This is a genomic window from Mycobacterium sp. MAC_080597_8934 (assembly GCF_000523975.1).
GTDB classification, from domain to species: domain Bacteria; phylum Actinomycetota; class Actinomycetes; order Mycobacteriales; family Mycobacteriaceae; genus Mycobacterium; species Mycobacterium avium.
In genome coordinates, this window is record NZ_JAOS01000023.1 from 160,803 (window position 1) to 186,346 (window position 25,544).

The following is a 25,544-nucleotide window of genomic DNA, read 5'->3' on the forward strand; positions in this document are numbered from 1 at the left end:
CGGCAAGCGGGCGACATCCCGGCCCGGAACACGGCGGCTCAGCCGCCGCGGCCGCGCCGCCACAGCACCCAGACCGGCGGCGCCACCCCGAGCACCAGCAGCAGCAGGGCCCCGTAGGCCATCACCCCGCGGCCGCCCAGGATGACGTCGTCGGCCGGGCCGCCCATGCTGATCACCGCGACGGTCAGCAGCCAGGTCCACAGCGGCAGCGCGACCAGCCGCGGTGATCGGGTCCAGCGCCCGGCGGCCCACACCAGCGCCGCGTTGAGCAGCCCGGAAATCAATCCGCTGATGGGAAAGGGAACCGTCCCGATATACAAAGGCAGCAGCAGGGCCCCGGCCAGTGCGGAGAGAACCCCGTCGACCGCCAACAGCGCCAGGACAACGAAACGAATCGCGGGGTCTGTCGCGCCGCTGTCTTCACCGGACGCGACGCGCGGCTTGGTTTCGGTCAGGTCGGAACGCTGTCGATGTTGGAGAGTATCGAGCCGATAACCCACTGCAGGCTGTCGAGCCGGTCCTGCCAGTGCTGCTGATTAGGGTCCAGGTCGGGGTCCATGCGAATTCCTTCCGTGGCTGCCTGATTGGCAGCCTACCGCCTGGGGGCGGCGCCGAATTCCAGGCCCGCGAGCAGATCCGTCTCCCAGCCGCGCTCGTCGCGCGCGCCGGCGGCGCCGGCGACCAGGACGTAGTGCTCCTCGTCCAGGATGGGCAGGGCCACGTTGTTGGACAGCGCGCAGGCGCGGCCGGTCGGCCCGACGACCACCTGGGTGGCGTGCGCGGCCAGCGCCGCCCGCTTGGCCGCCCAGGCGTGCGGGCCCGCCGCGACGACGGCGTCGATGTGGTCGTCGGCGTAGCCGAAGGTGAACTGCTCCGCCGAGGGCATCGACCAGCCCGGCCGCAGGTCCTCGGGCGTCAGCGCCTGCACGGCCGCCTCGAACGGCCGGGTCGCGAACACCGACCAGTAGAACTTGGGTACCGCCCACGGCTCGCCCGGGAAGTCGCCGGCGCCGGCCGCGGCCACGGCGGCCGTCGTCACGGTGTGCACGTGGACGTGGTCGGGGTGGCCGTACCCGCCGGCGGGGTCGTAGCCGACGACGACGTGCGGGCGCTGCTCGCGAATGACGGCCACCAGCGCGCCGACGGCCTCGCGCTCGTCGGCGTCGATGAATCGCTGCCGGCGCCGCCTGGGGGTGCCGGGCATGCCGGAATCGCGCCAGCGGCCCGCGCCGCCCAGATAGCACGGTTCGCCGACGCCCAGCTCCCGCAGCGCGGCGGTCAGTTCGCCGATCCGGTAGCCGCCGAGCTGGTCGGCGCGATCGACCGCGAGTTCGGCCCACCGCTCGCCGATCACCTCGCCCTCTTCGCCCAGCGTGCAGGTCACCACCCGGACGTCCGCGCCGGCCGCGGTGTAGTGCGCGATGGTGGCGCCGGTGCCCAGGCTCTCGTCGTCGGGATGCGCGTGGACGAACAGCAGCCGCGGCGTCTCAGCCATGCAGCGCACCCTACCGGCCGCCGTGGTGCGGTTGCTGCGCCGGGAAGCAGCAGATAGGAACGCGCACGGCTACTATCAAGAAATGCCCCAGCTGACCGACCGGACCGGCAGCCGAAGCCGTCGGCGCGGCGAGGTCCTCGAACGCGCCCTCTACGAGGCCACCCTGGCCGAGCTGACGGAAGTCGGTTACGGGGGCCTGACCATGGAGGGCATCGCGGCGCGGGCCCACACCGGCAAGGCCGCGCTCTACCGGCGCTGGGACACCAAGTGCGAACTGGTGCACGCCGCTTTGGTTTTCGCGCTGCCGCCGGTGCCCGAGCTGCGGTCCGGCCGGTCGGCCCGGGAGAACCTGCTGGCGATGTTCACCGCGCAGCGCGACCTGCTGGCCGGCAAGACCGCGTTTCCCGGCATCGAGGTCATTCAGCAGCTCTTGCACGAGCCCGAGATGCGGGCCATCTTCGCCGACGCGGTGGTCCGGCCGCGGCTGAAGATCGTGGAATCGATCCTGCAGTCCGCCGTGCAGGACGGCGACCTCGATCCGAAGTCGATCACCCCGCTCACCGCTCGCATCGGGTCGGCGTTGATCAACCAGCATTTCCTGCTGAACGGGTCGCCGCCGAACCGGCGGGAGCTGGCCCTGATCGTCGATACCGTGATCCCGCCGCGGGATTCGGACCGCGCCGCCGACTAGCTACGGCCCGGTCTTGGTCCATTGGCCGGCGTCACCGACGATGCCGACCGGGACCGCGCCGGACAGGCTGACGTTCTGCACGCTCGGGCCGGCCGCCACGATGGTGGTGTCCTGCAGGATCGGCAGCACCGTGGACATGTTCCACAGGCGCGGTTCGACCGCGGTGATCACGTCGTTGATGTTCTTGGTGCCGTTGAGGGCGGCGTCGATGTTGGACTGGATGCTGCGATCGCAGATGCCGGTGAGGTTGGACGGCGCCTGCACCAGGGCATTGGGGTCGGCGGGCCGGCTCGGCGGTGGTGTCGAGGTGGGGGTTGCCGACCTGGTGGCCGGTCCGGTCGACGGGGCGGGCCCGCCCGGGGCGGGCGACGTGGGCGTCGGCTCGGTGGAGGCCGGCACCTGGGTGGACTGCAGCGCCGGACAGCCGTAGCGGGCGGCCAGCCGGGTGGCCAGGTTGCCGCCCGCCTGATGCCATCCGACGATCGCGTCCACCCGGTTGTCGTTCAGCGCGTCGCGGTAGAGGGTGACCGGGTCCAGCGCCAGCACGGTGGCGGCGATGCCGACGTTGCGCAGCTGGTCGGCGGCGGTGTTGGCCACCGCCACCGCGGTCGGGTCGTTGGCTGCCACCCCGATGGCCAGCGAGAGCTGTTGGCCGTCCTTGCTGATCCGGCCCCGGATGACCTCGGGCGGCCCGGTGTTGGGCGGACCCGGGGCGGGCGTCGCCGGCGAGGCCGAGGTGTTGGGCTCCACCTTGTATCCGGCGCCTTCCAGCAACGCCAGCGCCGCCGGTGTCGTCATCGCCGGCGGGGCGGTCGGCTCGTAGCCGGGGTCGCTGGGCGCCCGGATCTGGGCCTGGTCCAGGGTGACCGTGTTGTCGCTGCCCGCGCCCACCGCCGCGAGCAGGTCGACGTCGAGCAATCCCAGGATCGCCTTACGCACTTGCGTGTCGGCAAGTTTGGGCTGGGTGGCGCGCAGCGTGAGCTGCATGACCCGCGGTGTGACGATCCGGGCGGTCCGCACGTCGGGGATGGCGGACAGCTGCGCGAACGCCGCCGAGCCGCCGTGCACCTGCGCCACCTGGGTGTCGCCGTTGCGCACCGAATCGGCAAGGGCCGCAGGCGCTCCCGCGCGCCGGAACAGGATGAGGCCGGGCTTGGCCGGAGGGCCCCAATAGCGGTCGTTGCGGGCGATCAGGATCTCGTCGCGCTGCGGGTCGATGCTCTCCACCCGGAACTGCCCGCCGGTGACCGGAAGCGCCCGGGCCAGACCGGCGGCGAAACCGCCGGGCACGTCCTTGACGATGTGCGCCGGAAGGATGTTGTTGAACAACTCTTTCCACGCCGGGTAGGGCTCGGAGAAGGTGACCACCGCCTGCTTGCCGCCTTCCAGCGACTGCACGCCGGTGATCAGGTCGTAGCCGGCCGGGTCGACGACCCCGGGCTGGCTGACCATCTGGTGCCACAGGTACCAGAAGTCGTCGGCGGCGATCGGGGCGTTGTCGGTCCACTGCGCCTCGGGCCGGATCTTGTAGGTCACCGTGAACGGGTTCTGGCTCGTCACCTCCGCGGACACCAACAGGGTCGGGTCCATCTCCCAGCGCGAGCCGGTGGGCGTGTTGGGATCGGGCACCGGCCGGAACGCGCTGGGCAGCACCAGCGCGCTGATCGCCGCGTTGACCGGGGACAGATCGGAGAGCAGGTGCGGATTGAAGCCCGCCCCGATCGAGTCGATGCCCATGATGATCTGGCTGACCCGGGGCGGCGGCGGCACCGAATTGTGCGGCGTGTCGGTGCTCTGCGGGGCCGGCGGCGGGTTGACCGTGCACGCCGAAAGCACCAGGCCGACCACCGAAACCAGGCCGCCGAGCACCATGAACACCCGGCGCACTCGTCTCGGCACGCTGATCAGGGTATCGAGCAGCCGCACAGCAGCCCGTCCGACCACCAGTGGTTCAGCCCCGGGCCTTGGCGCGGGCCCGGCTGCGCGCCCGCGAGGTGGCGTCCAGCTCGACCTTGCGCACCCGCACGATCTCCGGAGTCACCTCGACGCATTCGTCGGCCGCGCAGAATTCCATCGCCTGCTCCAGGTCCAGCTCGAGCGGCTTGGCCAGCGTCTCGATGACATCGGCGGTCGAGGACCGCATGTTGGTTAGCTTCTTCTCCCGGGTGACGTTGATGTCGAGATCCTCTGCGCGCGGGTTGATTCCGACGACCATGCCCTCGTAGGTGTCCTGACCGGGTTCGACGAAGAACTGGCCGCGGTCCGCGAGCTGGATCATGGCGAACGGCGTGATGGTGCCGGCGCGGTCGGAGACCAGCGACCCGGTGTGGCGGGCCCGGATCTCCCCCGCCCACGGCCGGTAGCCGTCGAACACGGCGTTGGCGATGCCGGTGCCGCGGGTGATGGTGAGGAAGTCGGTGCGGAAGCCGATCAGCCCGCGGCTGGGCACGATGAAGTCCATCCGGACCCAGCCCGCCGCGTGGTTGGTCATCTCCTCCATGCGGCCCTTGCGGGCGGCCATCAGCTGGGTGATGGCGCCGACGAACTCCTCGGGGCAGTCGATCGTCATCGCCTCGAACGGCTCGTGCAGCTGGCCGTCGATGGTGCGGGTCACCACCTGCGGCTTGCCGACGGTGAGCTCGAAGCCCTCCCGGCGCATCTGTTCGACCAGCACGGCCAGGGCGAGCTCGCCGCGGCCCTGCACCTCCCAGGCGTCGGGCCGGCCGATGTCGACGACCCGGATGCTCACGTTGCCGACCAGCTCCTGGTCCAGCCGGTTGCGGACCAGCCGGGCGGTCAGCTTGTGGCCGGGCACCTTGCCGGCCAGCGGCGAGGTGTTGGTGCCGATGGTCACCGAGATCGCCGGCTCGTCGACGGTGATCCGGGGCAGCGCGTGGGCGTGGTCGGGGTCGGCCAGGGTGTCGCCGATCATGATCTCGGGCAGCCCGGCCACCGCGACGATGTCGCCGGCGATCGCCTCGTCGGTGGGGCTGCGCTCGACGCCCTCGGTGGCCAGCAGTTCGGTGATCTTGGCGCTGGTGATCACCGGCAGCCCGTCAACCTCGCGCATCCAGGCCACCTGTTGGCCCTTGCGCAGTTTGCCGTTGTAGATGCGGATCAGGGCGAGCCGGCCCAGGAAGGTCGACGCGTCGAGGTTGGTCACCAGCGCCTGCAGCGGCGCCTCCGGGTCGCCCGACGGCGCCGGGATGTGCTCGAGCAGCACGTCGAACAGCGGGTCGAGGTTCTCCCCGGCGGGCACCTCGCCGTCGGCCGGTTGCTCGGTGCTCGCAACGCCGGCGCGGCCGGAGGCGTACAGCGTCGGCAGGCCCAGCGCGTGCTCGGCGGCCTTGGCGGCCTCGTCCTCCAGGTCGGAGGCGACGTCGAGCAGCAGGTCGTGGCTGGCCTCCACCACCTCGGCGATCCGGGCGTCCGGCCGGTCGGTCTTGTTGACCACCAGGATCACCGGCAGGTGCGCGGCCAGCGCCTTGCGCAGCACGAACCGGGTCTGCGGCAGCGGCCCCTCCGAGGCGTCGACCAGCAGCAGCACCCCGTCCACCATGGACAGCCCGCGCTCCACCTCGCCGCCGAAGTCGGCGTGCCCGGGGGTGTCGATGACGTTGATGACCGTGACGCTGCCGTCGGGGTGGTGGCGGTGCACGGCGGTGTTCTTGGCCAGGATGGTGATGCCCTTTTCCTTCTCCAGGTCACCGCTGTCCAGGATGCGCTCCTGGGTGTCGTCGCCGCGGTGGTGCAGCGCCCCGGACTGCCGCAGCATCGCGTCCACCAGGGTGGTCTTGCCGTGGTCGACGTGGGCGACGATGGCGACGTTGCGAAATGGCACGTCGGAGATTCTGGCAGCGCGGGGCCGCCGATAGCGAACCGGCTGGATAACCCGGGCCGCTCGGGTCCGCTCGTCGAGTGTGAATCCTGGGCGTTTCAGTGTGCATCCTGGGCGGGCCGCATCGGCGTGTCGCCTACCTGGCTGCACACTGAACGCCGGGGCGCGCCGTCTTACCAGCCGCGGCGGCGCGGCGCCGTGCCCACCAATTGGTCCTTGGCCGCCACCTCGCGGCTGCGGTAGACGATGTAGGGCCGGAACAGGTAGACGACCGGGGCGCTGAACACGTGCACCAGCCGAGTGAACGGCCACAGCGTGAACAGCACCATGCCGATCAGGGCGTGCAACTGGTAGTCCAGCGGCGCGTTGACCATCACCTCGCCGTGCGGCTGCAGGATCCAGATGCGGCGGAACCACAACCCCACGGTGTAGCGGTAGTGGAACTCCCCGCCGTGCGGGCCGGTGCCGATCAGGTCGCAGTACAGGCCGACCACGATGGCCAGCACCAGCACCACGTACATCACCTTGTCGCTGCGGGTGGTGGCCGCCGACACCGCCGGGCGGGTGAAGCGGCGGTAGATCAGCAGCCCGACGCCGGCCAGGGTGGCGAAGCCGGCGGCCGACCCGGCGATGACGGCCTGCATGTGGTAGAGGTGGTCGCTCATCTTCAGCATGTGCGTCACCCGCGGCGGGATGAACAACCCCATCACGTGTCCGGCGAACACGGCCAGGATGCCGAAGTGGAAGATCGGGCTGGCGATGCTCAGCAGCCGCGACTCGTAGATTTGCGACGACCGCGACGTCCAGCCGAACTTGTCGTAGCGGTAGCGCCACCAGGTGCCCACGATCAGCACCGACAGCGTGACGTAGGGCGAGATGTCCCAGAACAGGACGTTGCTAAACACCGGGGGTTCCTTCGGCTCGAGGTGGCACGGTCAAGGTAAACGGTTGCAGCCCAACGGCTTCCGCGGGCGGGCCGGCCTCTAACAGTTGACGGGCCAGCCGCTCGGCGCGGCGCGCCTCCTGATCGGTTGCCGCGGGCAGGGTCTGGCAGACGGCCGCGACGGCCGGCTCGTACGGCGACTTGGCGTCGGCCAGGGCGCAGCGCAGCACGTCGATCGGCACCCGATGCGCGATCAACAGCCGCCGCCCGGCGTCGGGGTCGACGGTGGCGGCGAATTCGAGCACCACGGTCAGGTGGTCGGGTGCCTCGTTGCTGGGCGGCTGCACGCCCGCCTCGCGGTAGGCGGTGGCGAAGGCCAGCATCTCGCGGCCGCGGTTGCGGGTGTCCCCGGCGGTCCAGTAGGTCAGGTACATGGTGGCGCGCCGGCGCATGTCGAAGGTCGCGACGTAGTCCATGGCCGCGGCCATCGGTTCGCGGCCGCGCAGTGCCGCGGCTGTCTGCCCGAGCAGCGTGCCGGCCGGGCCGCTGACATGGCCGAGCAACTCTTCCACGGTGTCCAGCCTCCCGCCGAACCCGTCGTCGGGGTAGGCCAGCAGCAGGGACGCCGCCTGCCACACCAGGCGATCCTGCATCACCCGGCTGCTGGAGCGCTCCCGCAGCGCCGACAGCAGCCTCATCGCCGCTGCGCCTCGGGGAACATGCCGGCGGGCACCTGGCCGCCGTCCCAGTTCAGCAGGTTCACCCGCGGCCGGGTGCTGCCGGGCTCTGCCTCGGTGGGGCCGCCGCGCTGCTTGAGGGCGTGGAAGGTCTCCACGGCCACCGGCTCCGACTCGTACATGCCCGGCCCGCCGTCGCCGGTCAACGAGCAGCCCATCTGCTCGAGGTCGCGGGCCTGCGGCGCGAAGGCCGTCGGGATGACATAGCGCTCTTCGTATTTCGCGATGGCCAGCAACCGGTACATCTCGTAGATCTGTTCCTCGGTCATGCCCACCGAATGCGGGATGTGCGGCTGGGTTTCGCGGCCGAGGTTGATGTCGCGCATGTAGGAGCGCATCGCCGCCAGCCGCCGCAACACGCCCTCGACCACCGCGGTGTCACCGGCGGTGAACAGCTCGGCCAGGTATTGCATCGGGATGCGCAGCGCGTCCAGCGCGCCGAACAGGTTGCCCAGGTCCTCGCCATCGTGGCCGTCGCGGCTGACCGCGTCGACCACCGGCGACAGCGGCGGGATGTACCACACCATCGGCATGGTCCGGTATTCCGGGTGCAGCGGCAGCGCCACCCGATAGGTGTGGATCAGCGCGTACACCGGGGAACGCTGCGCGGCCTCGATCCACTCGTCGGGAATGCCCTGCGCCCGCGCGCCCGCGATGACGTCAGTATCGTTGGGGTCCAACAGGATATCGCACTGCGCCCGGTAGAGGTCGGTGTCGTTTTCCACCGACGCCGCCTCGAGTACCCGGTCCATGTCGTAGAGCACCACACCCAGATAGCGCAGCCGGCCCACGCACGTCTCCGAGCAGATGGTGGGCAGCCCCACCTCCATCCGCGGATAGCACAGCGTGCACTTCTCGGCCTTGCCCGTCTTGTGGTTGAAATACACCTTCTTGTAAGGACATCCGGACACACACATCCGCCAGCCGCGGCAGCGGTCCTGATCGACCAGCACGATGCCGTCCTCGCTGCGCTTGTACATCGCGCCCGACGGGCACGAGGCCACACAGGACGGGTTGAGGCAGTGCTCGCAGATCCGGGGCAGGTAGAACATGAAGGTCTGCTCGAGCGAGAGTTTCACCTCTTCGCTGACCTTCTTCAGGATCGGGTCCTCGGCCAGGATCTCCGGCGACCCGGCCAGGTTGTCGTCCCAGTTCGGTCCCCAGGACACCTTCATCGGCTCGCCGCTGATCAGGCTTTTCGGCGCGGCCGTCGGGAAGGTGTCACCGGCGGGTGCGGTGGTCAGGTTCTCGTAGTCGTAGGTCCACGGCTCGTAGTAGTCGCCGATCACCGGCAGCTTGGGATTGGCGAAGATGCGCAGCAGCTTTTGGAAACGGCCGCCGTCACGCAATCGCAGCCGGCCTCGCTTGTCGCGGATCCAGCCGCCACGCCACCGCTCCTGGTCCTCATAGGTGCGCGGATAGCCTTGTCCCGGACGGGTTTCGACGTTGTTGAACCACACGTATTCGGTGCCCGACCGGTTGGTCCAGGCCTGCTTGCAGGTCACCGAGCAGGTGTGGCAGCCGATGCACTTGTCGAGGTTCATCACCATCGCCAGCTGCGCCATGACCTTCATGTCAGTACACCACCTCTTGGCTGCGACGACGGACGATCGTCACCTCGTCGCGCTGGTTGCCGGTCGGCCCCAGGTAGTTGAACGCGAACGCGTGCTGGGCGTACCCGCCCGCCAGGTGGCTGGGCTTGATCCGCACCCGGGTCAGCGCGTTGTGGTTGCCGCCGCGCTTGTCGTTGGTTTCGGTGCGCGGCGTGTCCACGGTGCGCTCCTGGACGTGATAGACGTACACCACCCCGTCGGGCATCCGGTGGCTGACGATGGCCCGGCACACGTAGATGCCGTTGGCGTTGACCGCCTCGACCCAATCATTGTCGCGCACTTGGATTTTCGCCGCGTCTCCCGGGCTCATCCACATGGTCGGGCCGCCGCGGGACAGCGACAGCATGTACAGGTTGTCCTGGTAGGTGGAGTGGAACGACCACTTCGAGTGCGGGGTCAGATACCGCACGGTGAGCCCGATTCCGTCCTCGCATGCGCCCAGCCGCGGCTGGCCGAACAACCGCGCCATGTCCAGCGGCGGTCGGAACACCGGCAGATGCTCGCCGAGTTCCTCGACCCAGTCGTGCGCCAGGTAGAAGTGCATCCGTCCGGTCAGCGTGTGGAACGGCTTGAGGTTCTCGATGTTGATGGTGAACGGCGCATACCGGCGGCCACCCGTCTCGCTGCCCGACCATTCCGGGCTGGTGACCACCGGAACCGGCCGCGCCTGGGTGTCGGCGTAGCTGATGCGCTTGTCCTCGCTGCCCTCGGCCAGATGCACCAGCCGCTGCCCGGTGCGTTTCTCGAGCTCGTGGAAACCCTCGACCGCCAGCCGGCCATTGGTGGTGCCCGACAGCAGCAGCAGCACGTCGGCCATCCGCGCGGCGGTCGTGATGGCCGGGCGGCCCGCCGCCACACCGGATTTCAGCACCCCGAACCGGGCGGCCAATTCCTCGACCTCGCGGAACGGATGCACGGTGACGCCCTTGGTGGTCAACCCGAACTTGTCGACCAGCGGGCCGAGCGTGCGCCACTTGTCGTAGACGGCGGCGTAGTCGCGCTCCACCACGGTGAGCTTGCCCATGGTGCGTCCGGGCACCGGCGTCGCCCCGCTGCGCAGCCAATCGTGTTCGGCGCCATCGGGATAGGCCATCGCGTCGGGTGTGTCGTGTTGCAGCGCGGTGAGCACCACGTCGGTGCGGGTGCCCAGGTGCTCCTTGGCCATGGTGCTGAACGCGCGGGCGATGGCGCCGAAAGCGTCGAAGTCCGAACGGGTTTCCCAGGGCGGGTCGGTCGCCGCGCTGAACGCGTGCACATACGGGTGCATGTCGGTGCTGGAGATGTCGGCCTTCTCGTACCAGGTCGCCGCCGGCAGCACCACGTCGGACACCAGCGTCGTCGAGGTCATCCGGAAGTCGATCGACATCATCAGGTCGAGCTTGCCCTCGGGGATGTCTCCCTCGCAGGTCACGTCGACGGGCCGCACCCCGTCCTCGGGCGGCACCGCCGACGCGTTGGAGTCGGTACCCAGCAGATGCCGCAGGAAGTATTCGCCCCCCTTGCCCGACGAACCGATCAGGTTGGCGCGCCACACGGTCAGCACCCGCGGCCAGTTGACGGGGTTGTCCGGATCGGTCACCGCGAGTTTGAGGTTGCGGCGGCCGAGCTGCTCGGCGACGTACTCGGCGACATCGCGGCCGGCGGCGCGCGCCTCGTCGGCGACGTCCAGGCTGGACCGGTCGAACTGCGGGTAGTACGGGCTCCACCCCATCGCCACCGCCGAGGCCAGCAGGTCCATGGTGTGCCTGCCGGCGAACCGGCCCCGGCCCACCGGGCTGGCCAGCTTGTCCGCCCCGCAGCCGTCGTACCGCCATTGATCCGTGTGGGCGTACCAGTACGAGGCGCCGGGCACCTGGCGCGGCGGGCGCACCCAGTCCGTCGCCATCGCCATGGTCTGAAATCCGGTGAGCGGGCGCACCTTTTCCTGGCCGACGTAGTGCGCCCAGCCGCCGCCGTTGCGGCCCATCGACCCGGTCAGCATCAGCAGCGCCAGCACCGCGCGGTAGATCGCATCGCTGTGGAACCAGTGGCAGATGCCGCCGCCCATGATGATCATGGAGCGGCCGCCGGATTCCTCTGCGCTGCGCGCGAATTCCCGCGCCACCCGGATGGCCTGGGCGGCCGACACGCCGGTGATCGCCTCCTGCCAGGCCGGGGTGTTCTGCTGGGTCGCGTCGTCATAGCCGGTGGGCCATTGACCGGGCAGCCCCGGCCGCTCCACCCCGTATTGGGCGAGCATCAGGTCGAAGACCGTGCACACCAGGTGTTTACCGACGCGGCGCACCGGGACGCCGCGCGCCACGGACTTCCCCTCGCCGTCGACGGTGTCGAAGCTGGGCAGGTGCACCAGCGCCGTCTCCCCGTCCTCGGTCGGGGCGGCCCGCACACTGAGCGCCGGCACCAGGTCGCCCAGGTCCAGGTTCCACTTCCCCACGCCCGACTCGCCGTACCGGAAGCCCAGCGAACCGTGCGGCACCGCAACCGAATTGGTGGTCTCGTCGAGCAGCGCGGGCTTGAGCGCCGCATTCTCGACCGCCTCGCCGAGGTCGGCCGCGGTGAGGTTCTTGCCGGGCACCAGCATGTCGCCGCGCTCTTCGAGCTTGATCAAGAACGGCAGATCGGTGTAGCGGCGGGCATAGTCCGTGAAGAACGGAACCTGTTCTTGCACATAGCATTCCGAGAGGATGACGTGGCCCATCGCCATCGCCAGCGCCCCATCGGTGCCGGCGGCGCAGGGCATCCACTCGTCGGCGAACTTGGTGTTGTCGGCGTAGTCCGGGCTGACGGTGACCACCTTGGTGCCGCGGTAGCGCGCCTCGGCCATCCAGTGCGCGTCGGGCGTGCGGGTGATCGGGACGTTCGAGCCCCACATCATCAAATACGCTGCGTCCCACCAGTCCCCGGATTCGGGGACGTCGGTCTGGTCGCCGAACACCTGGGGCGAGGCCACCGGCAGATCGGCGTACCAGTCGTAGAACGAGGTCATCGGGGCGCCGATCAGCTCGAAGAACCGGGAGCCGGCGGTGTAGGACACCATCGACATCGCCGGGATCGGCGAGAATCCGGCCACCCGGTCGGGGCCGTAGGTCTTGATGGTGTGCACGTGGGCGGCGGCGATCAGCTCGGTGGCCTCGGCCCAGGTGATCCGGACCAGTCCGCCCTTGCCGCGGGCCCGCTGGTAGCGGCGGCGGCGCTCGGGGTCGGCCTGGATGTCGGCCCAGGCCAGCACCGGATCGCCGAGGCGTGCCTTGGCTTCCCGGTACATCTCGACCAGGACGCCGCGTGCGTACGGGTAGCGCACCCGGGTGGGCGAGTAGCTGTACCAGGAAAACGACGCGCCGCGGGGGCAGCCCCGCGGCTCGTACTCGGGCCGGTCCGGACCGACCGACGGGTAGTCGGTCTGCTGGGTCTCCCAGGTGATGATGCCGTCCTTGACGTAGATCTTCCACGAGCACGACCCGGTGCAGTTCACCCCGTGCGTGGAGCGAACCACCTTGTCATGGCTCCACCGGTCGCGGTAGAACACGTCGGCCTCGCGGCCGCCCTGCCGGGTCACCGTGCGCAGGTCGGCGGAGAACTCGCCCGGCGTGAAGAACCGCCCGCTGCGCTCCAGCAGCTCCTCGAGCACTCCACCGACGTGGGGTGTGGCAGTCAAGAAGTACTCCTCCTGGTCGATAGCGTCACGCCGCGAGCTGGGCACGCTCTCAGTTGTGACCGGCGGGGTGGACCCACCCGTCCACACCAGCCCGGATCGGCTCGTCCGTCGGCATTTCAGGCCCGCGGGCTGGGGGCGATACGGGCCCAGCATAGGCCGCCGCCGCCGCGGCGAGGGCGCGCGACCGGCTGGCAAAACACCAGGTGAGCCGCGCCGGTATGCGGGCAGCGGGAAGCCTGCCGGTCCGGCACCGAAGCCGGGACGGCACGGTCGGAACAAGCACTCGGCTCGCTATCGGCACGCACATCCAGGGCAGATTCGTGTGGCGTCGTTATTACAAGTCATATTGTTCTATTCAGTTCACTGCGACGACCTGCAACACGGCTGTGCGTCAGCTGCCGGAAGTCTGTGGACTTGGTTAAAGGACCCGCGCCAGGTCGCCCAGCCAGCCGCGATCGGCCGGCACCCAGTCGAGGTCGTGCAGCTGCGCCGCGGTGATCCAGCGCAGAGCCCGATGGTCGCGCGCTTCCGGTCGGCCGCGCAGCAACCGCACCCGGTAGGCGCGCAGCGTCATCCCACCGTCGACCGCGATGTCCCCGCCGAGCCGGTCGCCCACCGCGATGTCGCCGACCCGCAGATCCAGCTCCTCGGCCAACTCGCGGGCCAGCGCGTCGCGCTCGGTCTCGCCGGGCGCGACCTTGCCGCCGGGCAGTTCCCAGCGCCCGGCCAACTCCGGCGGGCGGGCGCGCTGGGCCACCAACAGGCGCGAACCGCGGATGAGGGCCCCGGCGACCACGATCTGGGTCGGCATGGCCAGTGACGGTATACCGTCGGCGCGCACGCCGCCCTCCTTACCCGCGCATCGCACCCAATTCCCTTGCCGCACAACAACTCTCTTACGGTTTCGCGGAGACCGTGGAATACTTGACGGTGGCCGGTGTGGCCTCTGCCAGGCACTTTTGCAGAATGGGGGTTGGCACATGATCACCGAACCCGCAACGGCGTTCTCACGCGTGTTCCGGGGCTATGACCCCGCCGCGGTCGATGCCTACGTCGAGGCGTTGCTGGCCAAGCAGAAGCTTCTGATCGACGAAGTTCAGAACCTCAGGGCGCAGCGAAACGAATCCGGCGACCAATTGGCCGCGCTGCGGATCGAAGTCGCCTGCCTCAAGGACGAGGTTGCCCACCTCTCGGACACCTCGCCGACGCCGTACGCGATCCAGCATCGGATGACGAAGATGCTGCGCCGCACGCTCGAGGAGATTTCCCGGATGCAGGCCGAGGCGCAGGCCGAGGCGGAGTCGATGATCGCGGCGGCCGCGGCGCAGGTCGAAGCATCGCATCGAGAGCACCAAGAGCTGTTGGCGGACATGGCCGCACAGCGGGAGGCGTTGGAAACGGAGCGCGAGGAAGCCCAGAAGGAACTCGAGGCCGAACTCGCGACGATGCGTGCGGAGACCCAAGCGTCGATCGACGAGGCGCGCCAGGAAGCTGAGCGTGAGTGCGCGCGGCTCCTCGCCGAGGCGAAGCAGAAGGCCGATGATCTCGATGAGCGGGCACGGCGCACGGTCGAGGAAGCGAATCAGCAACGCATCATGATCTTGGAGGAACTGATGGACGTGGCCCGCGACCTCCAAGGTCTTCCGGCCAGCCTGGAATCCGCCTATCAAGAACGAACGAGTCCTTCGGAAGCCAGCGTCGTGGTGCCCTTGGACCCGAAGAATCAGGCGCCGGGTCCCGCGGTCGCCTCGTAGTCGACCGGCCGCTGGGGTTCACCGCTCTTTCGCGACGTGTCCTGTACATCTGGTGACGGGAAACTAAGCTGGGGCGTGGTGGACGGTGGACCCGGCACCCCTACCGCAAAAGCGCCTTGAGGACAGAGCTATGGCTGTGTTAACGGATGAGCAAATCGACGCCGCACTGCCCGATCTGGACGGATGGGAGCGTGCCGACGGCGCGCTGCGGCGGTCGATCAAGTTTCCCAGCTTCCTGGACGGCATCGACGCCGTGCGCCGGGTAGCCGAGCACGCGGAAAGCAAGGATCACCACCCCGACATCGACATTCGTTGGCGGACAGTGACTTTCGCGCTCGTCACGCATTCCGAGGGCGGTATCACCCAAAACGACGTCGACATGGCGCGCGACATCAACGGCATCGTCGGCAGCTAGCCCTCGCCCGCCCTCGCCTGCGCCCGCGGCGGTCACGCTGGCGTGACGCTCGGCCGCGGCGGTCACGCTGGCGTGACGCTCGGCCGCGGCGGTCACGCTGGCGTGACGCTCGGCGCGGTGACCTGGTGACCGGCGCGGCGGCCGGCGGCCGCGATCCAGATCAACGTCGCTACCGCCGCGACGATGTAGACCAACCCCGCCCAGGCCAGATACCACGGCCGGCCGATCTGCCAGATGTTCGGTTGCGCGAAGCTCAACAACCACGGCACCCCGATGAGGGTCAGCGCCAGCCAACCCCACCCCACGAGGCGCGCGCCGCGCCAGGCGCGCACCGGGCCGTGGATCGCCCAGATCATCAGCGGCACCAGCCACACCCAGTGGTGTGTCCAGGAGATCGGCGAGAGCAGCAGCCCGAACACCTCCACCACGATCAACCTGCCCAGCCGGTCGGAGCGGTCCAGTGCGCGCCAAGCCAGCACGGCCAGCACCGCGGTGCCCGCGACGGCGGTCACCAGCAACGGTCCGAATCCCACGTCGTGACCCAGGATTCGTGAGAGACCGCCGCGCCAGGACTGATTGAACGAGGTGGCGATGGGGCCGACCCGGTGGGCGTCGCCGAGCAGCTCGGTGAAGTAGTAGCGCGTCTGGTCGCCGACGACGAGGACCGAAATCCCAATGGTGGCAAGGAAAATGACGGCTGAGAACACCGTCGCGGCCCACCGCCGGGCACCGGCCAGGTACACACCGGAGACCGCGGGAGTCAACTTGATGCCGGCCGCCAATCCGACCAGCAGACCCGACACCCACCATCGCGTGCTGTAGACCGCCCACAGCACCGCGGTCATCAGCAACACGTTGACCTGCCCGTAGTCGAAGGTGCTGCGCAGCGGCTCGATCCAGATGGTGACCGCCGTCCACACCATCGCGACACGCCGGCCGTGGGCGCCGGCCGGCACGCCCAGCAGGCGCTGGCTGATCCGGACGGCGCCGTACAGCGCGGCGATGGTCGCCAGTTGCCAACCCAGGGCCACCAGGCCGAACGGCAACAGGTGCAGCGGGTAGAAGACGATGGCCGCGAACGGCGGATAGGTGAACGGCAGCGGGAAGTCCGGCGTCTGGTCGGCGTAGACGTAGCTGTACAGCGTGCCGGGGTGGTCGAGCGCGGCCGCTCCGCCGAGGTAGACGTGCAGGTCGACGAAGTTCGCGCCGTTGGGGACCAGGTACGTCCAGGCCAGGCGCGCGGCGACGCTCGCGACGAGCAGCAGCGGGGCCGCCACCGCGAGGACGTCCGCTGCACGCCGGGTGCTGGGTGCCGCCGGGGCGGCCGAGGTGGTGTCTATCCGCCCGACTTTAGCGATCGGGGCGCGCGCCGCCGTGGCCTCGGTGCCCAGATGACCCGTTTTCAAGCGGTTTTCGCGCGACCGGTCACCGCTGTCGCTCGTATCGGTAACGATCAAATAAATGCCACACGTGTCACTTGAGTCCCATCTGCATCAAAGTAGCTTCGGCGGCGGGACCTGTAATCGATCAACCAGGGAGAGTCATGCCAACCATTTGGACTTACTTGCGTGCAGCCGCCGTCGTGGTCGGCTCGTCCGCAGCGCTACTGACGGGCGGAATCGCCCACGCCGACCCCGTGCCCACTCCGCCGGTGCCCAACATCCCGCAGCAGCTGATCAGCTCGGCGGCCAACGCACCGCAAATCCTGCAGAACCTCGCGACCGCGCTGGGCGCCACGCCGCCGGCGCCGCCGGCCACCCCGGGCATCAGCTTCCCGGGTGTTCCGGCGGCCGGCTCGCCGGTGACCGCGTCGTCCCCGGCGGCCGTGCCCTCCATCCCGGGCCTGCCGCAGGCGGCGGCGCCCTCGGCGCCGTCGACGGCGACAGGTGGCATCCCCGGAATGATCCAGGGATTGACGGGCGCGCAGCCCTCGGCCGCGGCTCCCGCCGCTCCGGCCTCTTCGTCGATCCCCGGCCTGCCGGCGATCCCGGGTTGTCGGCACCGGCGGCGCCCGCCACGCCGCCCGCCCGCAGCTGCCGCAGGCGCAGGTCAACATGCCGGCGATGCCGGCCGGCCTGCCGGTCAGCGTGCCCGCGCAGGTGACGCTGCCCAAGGATCTGCCGGCGCTGGCGTCGGGCAGGCCCCGGCGCACCGGCGGCCCCCGCCGCACCCGCGGCACCCGCGCCGGCGGCCAGCCCGGCCGGTCCGGTGGCACCGCTGCTCGCTGCCCTGCCTTGAGCAGCACCGTCAATCGGCTAACCCACTACTGAGAACCGGAGGACACCGTGGCAACCACTTGGATTCTGTCCAAAGGTTTGGCCGCTGTCGTCACGGCATCGGTTGCCGCGCTCGGGCTGTGCCCGGGCGCGGCAGCCGACCCGGCGGCGGCGCCCCAGCCGGCACCACCACCCAACGCCGCCCCGCAATTGCCGGGCCTGCCCGCCTTGTCGCAGCTCAGCCCGCTGATCCAGCAAGCGGCCACCGACCCGCAGCAAGCCACCCAGCTGCTGATGGCCGCCGCGCAAGCCTTCAGTCACAACCCGACCGCGCCCACCGAGTCGAAGAACGTGGCCGCGGCGGTGAACCAGTTCGTCGCCGAGCCCGGCTCGCCGGTGCCCAACGGCGTGACCCCGCCGGACGGCGCGCCGGTCCAGCACGTGCCGGCAACCGGCATCGAACCCGGTCTGCAGGCTCACCTGCCGACCGGCATCGACCCGGCGCACGCGGCCGGCCCGGCACCCGCCGCCGCTGCGCCGTCGGCTCCGGCACCCGCCGCCACCCGCCGTCGGCTCCGGCACCGCCGCCACCCGCCGTCCGCTCCGGCACCCGCCGCGGCTCCCGCGCCCGGCCGGTTCAGCCGGCCACCGTCCCGGCCGCCGCACCGGTTCCGCCGCCACCGGCGCCGCCGCCGCGGCCCGGCAACCCGGGCGCACCCGACGCCGCGCCGGCCCCGCGGCGGCGCCCGGGTTCGGCGCCGACGCGCCGCCCACGCAGGACTTCATGTATCCCTCGATCGGCACCAACTGCCTGGCCGACGGCAGCAGCGCCATCGCCACCGCGCTCTCGGTGGCGGGGCCGGCCAAGATCCCCGCCCCGGCCCGGCCCGGCCAGACCGCCTACGTGTTCACGGCGGTCGGCACGCCCGGGCCCGCCGAGGAGCAGAAGCTGCCGTTGAACGTCACCTGGGTCAACCTGACCACCGGCAAATCCGGAACCGTCGCGCTGAAACCGCGGCCGGACATCAACCCGGACGGGCCCACGACGTTGAGCGCGATCGCCGACACCGGCTCGGGCAGCATCATGTCGACGATCTTCGGGCAGGTCACCACCAAGGAACGGCAGTGCCAGTTCATGCCCACCATCGGCTCCACGGTGGTGCCGTAACGGCGTCACCGCTGCACCGCCCGCGAACGCGCGCGTCCCGGCCCGGGGCGGGCGCGTTCGCGCTCAGTAGGCCATGAACAAGATGGCGTCGCGGTCGTATTCGAGGCCAGGATGAACGCTGGCGAGGTGAGCCTGGGTCAATTCCACCAGCTCGTCCTCGTCCTTGCCGACGATGGCTTCGCCGCACGGACACGTTATGTGTGTCTTCACGTTGTCGCCCTTCCCTTCCGTGCACTCACTACTTGGCCGCCTTGGCCGCCGCCTTCATCTGCTTCTTGTAGGACCGCACCTGCCCGAGCGACCGGGCGTCGACGATGTCGGCGACAGACAGGTAGGTGCCGGCTTTGCCGAACTCGCCGGCGGCTTCCCGCCAGCCGGGCGGCGTCACCCCGTACTGCTTGCCCAGCAGCGCCAGGAAGATCCGCGCCTTCTGCTCGCCGAAGCCGGGCAGCCCCTTGAGCCGGCGCAGCAGCTCCTTGCCGTCGGGCTCACCGGCGGTCCACAGCGCGGCGGCATCGCCGTCGTAGCGGTCCACCAGCAGCTGCGCCAGGGCCTGGATGCGCTTGGCCATCGACCCCGGAAACCGGTGTATGGCAGGCCTTTCCGAACACAGTGCGGCGAACTTGTCCGGGTCGTAGTCGGCGATCGTCGCGGCGTCCAGCCGGCCCATCCGGTCGGCGATCTTCTTGGGGCCGGCGAAGGCGGTCTCGATCGGCACCTGCTGATCGAGCAGCATGCCGACCAGCAACGCGAACGGGTTCTCGTCCAGCAGGGCGTCGGCGGCCGGCTCTTGGACAAGCTGCAGTTTCGGCACGCAGACAGTCTAGAACCGCGCCCCCGGCCCCGCGTCCAGGGCGTTCACGCCGCGGACCGCACGCTCGGCGCGGCGGAATCCCCACCGCGCCGGCCGTCTCGTACAGAGCGATCACCAGCGCCGAAACACATTGGCGCACAACATGATCGACTATAGAAGCATCAGCCGCTCTTGCGGCGGAATTCCCGGCGGCTCTCCACCGGACCGTGCGCCCGCGACTGCTTGCCGGCGCCGTCCTTGTGCTCGGAGCCGCCGGTGGATTTCGCCATCTTGCGGTCCAGGGCTTCCCGGAATCTGCGCTTGGTGTCGTCGTCGGACTTCGACGATCCGGCGCCGCCCGAAGACTTCGACGACGTTGAACCCTGCCGGGCACTCGATGCAACCATAGCGGCAGCCTAGCCCCGGACCACCCGGCGGGCAGGGCGGGACAGCGTGACGGCGCGGCTAGCGCATCCCGGGCGGCATGCCGTAGACGTGCGAGATCGGCAGCGTCAGCAACACCCGCCGATCGGTGACCATCGCCTGCCGGTACTCATCCCAGTCCGGATGTTCACCAGCGATGTTGCGGTACAACGCAATCAGCCCCTGCACGGTGTCGTCGTCGGGCGCGGCCGCCGGCGGGGTGAGTTCCGCGGTGCCCTCGGCCACGGCATAGGACCATCCGTCGTCGGCGTCGACCAGGATCGATGCCCGCGGGTCCCGGCGCAGGTTGCGGGTCTTGGCGCGCGGCTCGGTGATCGACACCTGGATCACCAGGCTGCGCGGGTCGAAGTGGTACTGCACATTCGACAGCTGCGGTCGCCCGTCGCGTTTGATGGTGGCCAGCACCCCGAGAGAATTTCCACTGATGACGGCCAACAGTTTGTCGTCGAAAACTTGGCGTCCCATGCCGAAAGCCTACGTCGCACGCCGACCGGCGGCCCCCGATGGTCGTCACCGGGCCGAGCTGGTGGAATCGGGGCATGACCGAATACGCGGCGTTTCTGCGGGGCGTCAACGTCGGCGGCGTCAATCTCAAGATGGCCGACGTGAAAAAGGCCCTGACCGACGCCGGCTTCACTGCGGTGCGGACCGTCCTGGCCAGCGGCAACGTCCTGCTGCAGTCGAAGGCCGGCGCGGCGGCGGTGCGCGCGAAGGCCGAAGCCGCGTTGCGCGAACGGTTCGGCTACGACGCCTGGGTGCTGGTCTATGACCTCGACACCGTGCGCCGGGTGGTCGACGGCTATCCGTTCGAGCGCGAGGTCGACGGCTACCAGTCCTATGTCACGTTCGTGGCCGACGCCGCCGTGCTGGACGAACTCGCCGCCCTGCCGGCCGGGCCCGACGAGAGGATCCGCCGCGGCCCCGATCCGCTTGGCGTGCTCTACTGGCAGGTGCCCAAGGGCAGCACCCTGGACAGCACCATCGGCAAGACGATGGGCAAGCCGCGGTACAAGTCGTCGACCACCACCCGCAATCTGCGCACCCTGGTCAAGGTGTTGAGCTAGCCGTCGCAAAACCCCACGGCGGCAAGGTTTTTCAGCCCCCGTCCGGGCTTCTCACTCGTCGGGCACCGATTCGATATAGCGCACGGCGTCCGCCTTGTCCAACCCCAGGCCGCGTGCCACCCGGACGTACTCGCGGGCCGCGGCCGCCATCGCGGCGTCGGTGGGGTCGTAGCGGGCGACGAAAGTGCCGAAGCGGCCCCGGGTTTCGATGATGGCGGCCGATTCCAGCTCGCGGTAGGCGCGGGCCACGGTGTTGACGGCGACGCCGAGCTGGCCGGCCAGCTCCCGCACGGTGGGCAACCGGGTGCCGGGTGGCAGCGCGCCCTCGCGCACCCCCTCGATCACCTGCGTCCTGAGCTGGTCGAAAAGCGGCTTGCCCGCCTTCATGTCGACCCGCAACCGGTCACCCAGCTCCACTCGTTCAGTATCGCTCAGCCGCGGCTATCTTGGTGGGATGCGCATAGCGGTGCTCAGCGGCGCGGGCATCTCCGCGGAGAGCGGGGTGCCGACCTTTCGCGACGACAAGAACGGACTGTGGGCCCGCTTCGACCCCTACGAGCTGTCCAGCACCCAGGGGTGGCGCGACAACCCGCAGCGCGTCTGGGGCTGGTATCTGTGGCGTCACTACCTGGTGGCCGACGTCGCGCCGAACGCGGGTCATCGCGCGATCGCCGCCTGGCAAGACCACGCCGAGGTCAGCGTCATCACCCAGAACGTCGACGACCTGCACGAGCGGGCCGGTAGCCGGCCCGTGCACCACCTGCACGGCAGCCTGTTCCAATTCCGTTGCGCCCGTTGCGCAAAGCCCTACACCGGCGAGCTGCCGGCGATGGCCGAACCGGCGCTGGAGGTGCAACCCCCGGTGTGCGGATGCGGCGGCCTGATCAGGCCCGACATCGTGTGGTTCGGCGAACAGCTGCCCGACGAGCCGTGGCGGCGTGCCGTCGAGGCGACCGAGTCCGCCGACGTGATGGTGGTGGTGGGCACCTCGGCGATCGTGTATCCGGCGGCCGGGCTGGCCGAGCTGGCGTTGTCCCGCGGCGCCGCCGTCGTCGAGGTCAATCCCGAGGTCACGCCGCTGTCGGCCAGCGCCACGCTCAGCATCCGGGAGACGGCCAGCCAGGCCTTGCCCAGGCTGCTGCAGCGGTTGCCGGCGCTGCTCAACTGAGCGCGGACTAGGCGGGCCGGTGCGCGCGGCCCAGCAACAGCTCCGACACCGGCATCGGCGACCAGGCCGGCAACGTCCACTCCCGCCGCGACGCGTCGACGTCGAACCCCGCCTCGACGATCGAGCGTTCGGTGTCGCGATGGGTGTGGCAGTTACCGAACAGCCGCGGCCACAACGTCGCATCGACGAAACGCTGAAAGCGACCCCGCGCGCCGGCACTGGCGATGTGCTCGAGGTAGCGCAGCTGCCCGCCCGGGCGCAGCAACGAATACAGGCGCCGCAACACGTTCTGAGGGTCGCGCACCGAACACAACACCAGCGAGCACACCACCGCGTCGAACGGCTCGTCGCCGCCGACCGCTTCGGCCGTCTCGCCGGTCACCACGACCCGAACCGGCACCACCTGCGCCGCCGCGCGGGCCCGGTCGGCCAGCCGCGGCTCGGGCTCCACCGCGATCACCTCGTCGACCGTCTCCGGGTAGAGCGGAAAGTTGGTCCCGATGCCCGCGCCGACCTCCAGCACCCGGCCGGTCAGGCCGGCCACGTTCTCCCGGCGAAGGGCCCGCACCGCCGCCGTCTCGTGCGTGGCGACGACCGGCCAGATGCGCGCGAAGAACGGGTTGTCGACGACCACCGTTGTCATGCCTGTGTGCACCTTCCGCCTCGAATGAGCCTCAGAATAGGGTCCGACCGCCACACTCGACGGGCGGTTGGCCGAACGGCCGTCAACCGATGTTGGGCACCGGTTCGGCGACCGCGCCGCCGGGCAATCCGACGGATCCGACGGGTCCGAGGGCAGGCTCGGCGAGGCGGGGTTCTTCGTCGGCCGCCTCGCTGATGCCGAACCGGTCGTGCAGCCACGCCAGCGGCTTGGGCGCCCACCAGTTCCACCGGCCCATCACATGCATGAACGCCGGCACCACCACCATCCGCACCAGGGTGGCGTCGGCGAACACGGCAAGCGTCAGGCCCAGGCCGAACATCCGCATGAACGAGACGTGGGCGGCGATCAGGGCGGCGAACGACATCGACATCACCAGCGCGGCCGCGGTGATGACCCGGCCGGTGCGGGCGACGCCCAGCGCCACGCTCTCGTCGTTGGCGGCGTGCGCCCGCTTCGGGGTCGGCCGGGCCGGCCGGGCGGCGCCGGAGGCCAGCCAGTACTCGCGGATCCGGGACAGCAGGAACACCTCGTAGTCCATCGACAACCCGAACGCGATGCAGAACAGCAGCACCGGCATGTTGGCCACCAGCGTCCCGCTCGGCGTGGTTCCCAGCGCGCCGAGGTGGCCGTCCTGGAAGATCCACACCAGCGCGCCGAACGCCGCGGTCAACGACAGGAAATTGCACGCGAGCGCCTTGGCCGGCAGCAGCACGCTGCCGGTGAGCAGGAACAGCAACACGAAGGTGATCGCCGCCATCAATCCCAGCACCAGCGGCAGCCGGTCCGTCACCGCGTCGACGCTGTCCCGGTTGACCTGCGCGACCCCGCCCATCTCGACCGACCGGCCGGCCGGTCCGGGTACCTCGTGCAACCGCTTGAGCTGGACGTCGTTCGCCGTGGAGAACAGCGGCGCGGTGCTGCTCACGGTCAGAAACGCGCTGCCGTCGCCCAGCCCGGTGGCCCCGGCCGGTGGGCCCACCCGGGTGCCGCCGGTGAACGTGCCGCCCGGGGCCGACACCGCCGACACGTCGGGCACCCGGGACAGCGCGGCGGCGTAGTCGTCCAGGTCGGCCGGGCTCAGGCCGGCGGCGTCGGGGATGACGACGGGCACCGAGGTCGCCGAGTCGTGGGCGAAGCCGCTGCGCAGCCGGTCACCGACCTGATGCGCCGATGCCGACCGGGGCAGCACCCGGTCGTCCGGGAACCCCCACTTGACCGAGAAGAACGGCAGCCCGAGCAGCAGCAACAGCCCGACGACGATCAGGCCGACGGGCGCCCAGCGGCGCATCACGAACTTGCTGGACCGGTACCAGAACAGCTGCTCGACGGGTTTGCGCACCGGTTGGGCGCGCCGCAACGCCCGCCGCAGCAGCCGGCGCACGTCCAGCGCGTCCAGCCGGTCGCCGAGCAGCACGATCGCGGCCGGGGTGATCACGATCGAGGCGGTCGCCACGAACGCGACGGTGGCCACGCCGGCATAGGCGAACGACTTGAGGAAGTACATCGGGAAGGCCACCGTCGCCGACATCGACAACGCCACGGTGACCGCTGAGAACAGCACGGTGCGGCCCGAGGTGGCCATGGTCCGGATCAGCGCCTGGTCCCGGTCGTGCCCCTCGGCCAGCTCGTCGCGGTAGCGGCTGACGATCAGCAGGGTGTAGTCGATGGCCAGCGCCAGGCCCAGGGCGGTGCTGAGGTTGAGCGCGAAGATCGACACCTCGGTGGTGAAGGTGATCAGGCGCAGCACCGACATGGAACCGACGACGGCCAGCGCACCCAGCGCCATCGGCAGTGCCGCGGCCAGCAGCCCGCCGAATACCCAGATCAGCACCAGGAAGCTCAGCGGCAGCGCGATCATCTCCATCACCAGCAGGTCGGCCTGGTTCTGGGTGTTGATCTGGGCGTACTGCATGGCCGCGCCGCCGGCGCGGACGGTGACGCCGTCGCGGTCGTGGACGAATTGGTCGGCCAGGGTTTGGGCGTTGTTCTGCACGAAGTTCTCGCCGCCCTTGAGGTTGACCACGATGAGCCCGGACTTGCCGTCGCGGCTCACCAGGTCCGCCGAGGCCTGCGGCGGCGCGGTCCAGGGCGAGGACACGTTGTACACCAGCGGGGAGCGCTGCAACTGCTCGACCAGCTCGGTGCCCACCCTGCGGGCCGGGTCGCTGTTGCTGCCGCCGGGGGCGGTGACCAGGATCAGCATCTGCTGGCCGCTCTGGCCGAACTTGTCGGTCAGCACCCCGATGGCCCGGGCCGACTCGGAGTCGGGGTCCTGGAACCCGCCGGGTGACAGGCTCTTGGCGACCGGGATGCCGAAGACGGCGGCGGCCAGGAAGACCAGCACGCCCAGTGCGATGATCCGACGCGGGGCCGCGATGGCGACTCGGGCGATTTTCTGCAGCATTGTGAGCCCTTCCGCTGCCGGTGCGCCCCATTGCGCTGGCCGCTGGATTGTCCGCGACAACCTAACAAACGCTAATTTTCACGCGTCCAACAGTGTTCTCTTTAGAGACGCAGCCGGGCGGTGTCACCGTTCAACGGCGGCTTTCAAACCTGTTCGACAGTAAGAGTCCGCTCAGAAAAATATGCGGCAATTAAGCAGCTCACGGCGCATTTTGCGGCGCTGACGGCGGCGAACCTACCCGGAAGTAAATTGCCAACGTTTTCCGAATCGTGACTCAAGGATTCCTTAATGGTGGCCCATACGCTCAGTGTCATGTGGATCGACGACACAAGTGCCGACGTCATCAAGGTTGACTTCGAGGCCCTCTACCACGGCGACGTGCTGGTGGAAGGCGAGACCTCGGAGCAGTTCGACGAACTGCAAGCAGCGAGCTGAGCCCGACCATGAGCATGCTCGCACGGCTGTTAATGGCCGAACCCGCTGTCAGTCGATGGTTCCGCAAGTAACCATTGTTCTCCCGAATGGGCCCCCGCGGATGCGGG

Annotated in this window: 23 protein-coding genes and 2 pseudogenes; 8 read left to right on the forward strand and 17 right to left on the reverse strand. The window is 69.8% G+C overall.

Annotated elements, in window-relative coordinates; translation table 11 throughout:
- Nucleotides 1-38 precede the first annotated feature (38 nt).
- Both NF20_RS13365 and mshB read right to left on the reverse strand, forming a co-directional pair.
- Complete coding sequence (locus NF20_RS13365) at nt 39-500, reverse strand: hypothetical protein (RefSeq protein WP_003875463.1); 462 nt, start codon at nt 498-500, stop codon at nt 39-41.
- 92 nt (nt 501-592) lie between these two features.
- Nucleotides 593-1,495 (reverse strand): N-acetyl-1-D-myo-inositol-2-amino-2-deoxy-alpha-D-glucopyranoside deacetylase, encoded by a 903-nt coding sequence (mshB, locus tag NF20_RS13370; RefSeq protein WP_033711796.1) that lies wholly within the window; start codon nt 1,493-1,495, stop codon nt 593-595.
- Nucleotides 1,496-1,577: 82 nt separating this feature from the next.
- Here mshB and NF20_RS13375 point away from each other — a divergent pair, with 82 nt between their 5' ends.
- On the forward strand, nt 1,578-2,186 hold the full coding sequence (locus NF20_RS13375) for a TetR/AcrR family transcriptional regulator (RefSeq protein ID WP_003875461.1): 609 nt from the start codon (nt 1,578-1,580) through the stop codon (nt 2,184-2,186).
- On the opposite strand, the gene NF20_RS13380 is transcribed toward NF20_RS13375, so the two are convergent.
- The 7 genes from NF20_RS13380 to NF20_RS13410 all read right to left on the reverse strand — a co-directional run bounded on the left by NF20_RS13380 (nt 2,187) and on the right by NF20_RS13410 (nt 13,723).
- Complete coding sequence (locus NF20_RS13380) at nt 2,187-4,091, reverse strand: ABC transporter family substrate-binding protein (protein WP_162151413.1); 1,905 nt, start codon at nt 4,089-4,091, stop codon at nt 2,187-2,189.
- A gap of 46 nt (nt 4,092-4,137) precedes the next feature.
- The gene (gene typA, locus NF20_RS13385; protein WP_033711795.1) at nt 4,138-6,027 is read right to left on the reverse strand and encodes a translational GTPase TypA; all 1,890 of its coding nucleotides are present in this window, start codon (nt 6,025-6,027) and stop codon (nt 4,138-4,140) included.
- 170 nt (nt 6,028-6,197) lie between these two features.
- Nucleotides 6,198-6,929, reverse strand: a complete 732-nt coding sequence (gene narI / locus NF20_RS13390; RefSeq protein WP_003875458.1) for a respiratory nitrate reductase subunit gamma — start codon at nt 6,927-6,929, stop codon at nt 6,198-6,200.
- Nucleotides 6,922-7,605 carry a nitrate reductase molybdenum cofactor assembly chaperone gene (narJ, locus tag NF20_RS13395; protein ID WP_003875457.1) on the reverse strand — a complete coding sequence of 228 codons (684 nt, stop codon included), beginning with the start codon at nt 7,603-7,605 and terminating at the stop codon, nt 6,922-6,924. Before narJ ends, narI begins: the two co-directional genes overlap by 8 nt.
- Nucleotides 7,602-9,218 (reverse strand): nitrate reductase subunit beta, encoded by a 1,617-nt coding sequence (gene narH / locus NF20_RS13400; RefSeq protein WP_003875456.1) that lies wholly within the window; start codon nt 9,216-9,218, stop codon nt 7,602-7,604. Before narH ends, narJ begins: the two co-directional genes overlap by 4 nt.
- A gap of 1 nt (nt 9,219) precedes the next feature.
- A complete protein-coding gene (locus tag NF20_RS13405) occupies nt 9,220-12,912 on the reverse strand; it encodes a nitrate reductase subunit alpha (protein ID WP_033711794.1) in 3,693 nt (1,230 codons plus the stop codon).
- A gap of 418 nt (nt 12,913-13,330) precedes the next feature.
- Entirely contained in the window at nt 13,331-13,723 is a 393-nt protein-coding gene (locus NF20_RS13410) for a (deoxy)nucleoside triphosphate pyrophosphohydrolase (protein WP_031353928.1), read from the reverse strand.
- Nucleotides 13,724-13,892: 169 nt separating this feature from the next.
- On the opposite strand from NF20_RS13410, the gene NF20_RS13415 reads away from it, so the two are divergent.
- Nucleotides 13,893-14,666, forward strand: a complete 774-nt coding sequence (locus tag NF20_RS13415) for a cell division protein DivIVA (protein ID WP_033711792.1) — start codon at nt 13,893-13,895, stop codon at nt 14,664-14,666.
- Nucleotides 14,667-14,796: 130 nt separating this feature from the next.
- A complete protein-coding gene (locus tag NF20_RS13420; RefSeq protein WP_011724058.1) occupies nt 14,797-15,081 on the forward strand; it encodes a 4a-hydroxytetrahydrobiopterin dehydratase in 285 nt (94 codons plus the stop codon).
- 92 nt (nt 15,082-15,173) lie between these two features.
- Here the strand turns inward: NF20_RS13420 and NF20_RS13425 are convergent, their stop codons facing one another.
- A complete protein-coding gene (locus NF20_RS13425; RefSeq protein WP_023861252.1) occupies nt 15,174-16,487 on the reverse strand; it encodes a mannosyltransferase in 1,314 nt (437 codons plus the stop codon).
- 137 nt (nt 16,488-16,624) lie between these two features.
- Between NF20_RS13425 and NF20_RS28725 the strand changes: the two are divergent.
- Nucleotides 16,625-17,319 (forward strand): annotated as a pseudogene (locus NF20_RS28725) (hypothetical protein).
- Nucleotides 17,320-17,366: 47 nt separating this feature from the next.
- Nucleotides 17,367-18,465 (forward strand): annotated as a pseudogene (locus NF20_RS28645) (hypothetical protein).
- A 63-nt stretch (nt 18,466-18,528) separates the two neighbouring features.
- On the opposite strand, the gene NF20_RS26325 reads toward NF20_RS28645, so the two are convergent.
- The 4 genes from NF20_RS26325 to NF20_RS13450 all read right to left on the reverse strand — a co-directional run bounded on the left by NF20_RS26325 (nt 18,529) and on the right by NF20_RS13450 (nt 20,167).
- The gene (locus NF20_RS26325; RefSeq protein WP_003875447.1) at nt 18,529-18,675 is read right to left on the reverse strand and encodes a hypothetical protein; all 147 of its coding nucleotides are present in this window, start codon (nt 18,673-18,675) and stop codon (nt 18,529-18,531) included.
- Between the two features lie 28 nt (nt 18,676-18,703).
- The gene (locus tag NF20_RS13440) at nt 18,704-19,279 is read right to left on the reverse strand and encodes an HhH-GPD-type base excision DNA repair protein (protein WP_023861250.1); all 576 of its coding nucleotides are present in this window, start codon (nt 19,277-19,279) and stop codon (nt 18,704-18,706) included.
- A gap of 161 nt (nt 19,280-19,440) precedes the next feature.
- Complete coding sequence (locus NF20_RS13445) at nt 19,441-19,665, reverse strand: DUF5302 domain-containing protein (protein ID WP_023861249.1); 225 nt, start codon at nt 19,663-19,665, stop codon at nt 19,441-19,443.
- Nucleotides 19,666-19,723: 58 nt separating this feature from the next.
- The gene (locus tag NF20_RS13450) at nt 19,724-20,167 is read right to left on the reverse strand and encodes a PPOX class F420-dependent oxidoreductase (protein ID WP_003875444.1); all 444 of its coding nucleotides are present in this window, start codon (nt 20,165-20,167) and stop codon (nt 19,724-19,726) included.
- A 74-nt stretch (nt 20,168-20,241) separates the two neighbouring features.
- Here NF20_RS13450 and NF20_RS13455 point away from each other — a divergent pair, with 74 nt between their 5' ends.
- The gene (locus tag NF20_RS13455) at nt 20,242-20,766 is read left to right on the forward strand and encodes a DUF1697 domain-containing protein (protein WP_085978475.1); all 525 of its coding nucleotides are present in this window, start codon (nt 20,242-20,244) and stop codon (nt 20,764-20,766) included.
- A gap of 51 nt (nt 20,767-20,817) precedes the next feature.
- On the opposite strand, the gene NF20_RS13460 is transcribed toward NF20_RS13455, so the two are convergent.
- Complete coding sequence (locus tag NF20_RS13460) at nt 20,818-21,183, reverse strand: GntR family transcriptional regulator (protein ID WP_023861247.1); 366 nt, start codon at nt 21,181-21,183, stop codon at nt 20,818-20,820.
- A 37-nt stretch (nt 21,184-21,220) separates the two neighbouring features.
- Here NF20_RS13460 and NF20_RS13465 point away from each other — a divergent pair, with 37 nt between their 5' ends.
- Nucleotides 21,221-21,934 carry an NAD-dependent deacylase gene (locus NF20_RS13465; protein WP_023861246.1) on the forward strand — a complete coding sequence of 238 codons (714 nt, stop codon included), beginning with the start codon at nt 21,221-21,223 and terminating at the stop codon, nt 21,932-21,934.
- 7 nt (nt 21,935-21,941) lie between these two features.
- Here the strand turns inward: NF20_RS13465 and NF20_RS13470 are convergent, their stop codons facing one another.
- Both NF20_RS13470 and NF20_RS13475 read right to left on the reverse strand, forming a co-directional pair.
- Nucleotides 21,942-22,577: a class I SAM-dependent methyltransferase gene (locus NF20_RS13470; RefSeq protein ID WP_009975471.1), complete on the reverse strand. Its 636-nt coding sequence runs from the start codon at nt 22,575-22,577 to the stop codon at nt 21,942-21,944.
- Between the two features lie 82 nt (nt 22,578-22,659).
- Nucleotides 22,660-25,002: an MMPL family transporter gene (locus NF20_RS13475; protein WP_023861244.1), complete on the reverse strand. Its 2,343-nt coding sequence runs from the start codon at nt 25,000-25,002 to the stop codon at nt 22,660-22,662.
- A gap of 312 nt (nt 25,003-25,314) precedes the next feature.
- Between NF20_RS13475 and NF20_RS28220 the strand changes: the two genes are divergently transcribed.
- Nucleotides 25,315-25,437, forward strand: coding sequence for a hypothetical protein (locus NF20_RS28220; RefSeq protein ID WP_003878506.1), 123 nt, complete (start codon nt 25,315-25,317; stop codon nt 25,435-25,437).
- The last annotated feature ends 107 nt before the right edge of the window (nt 25,438-25,544 follow it).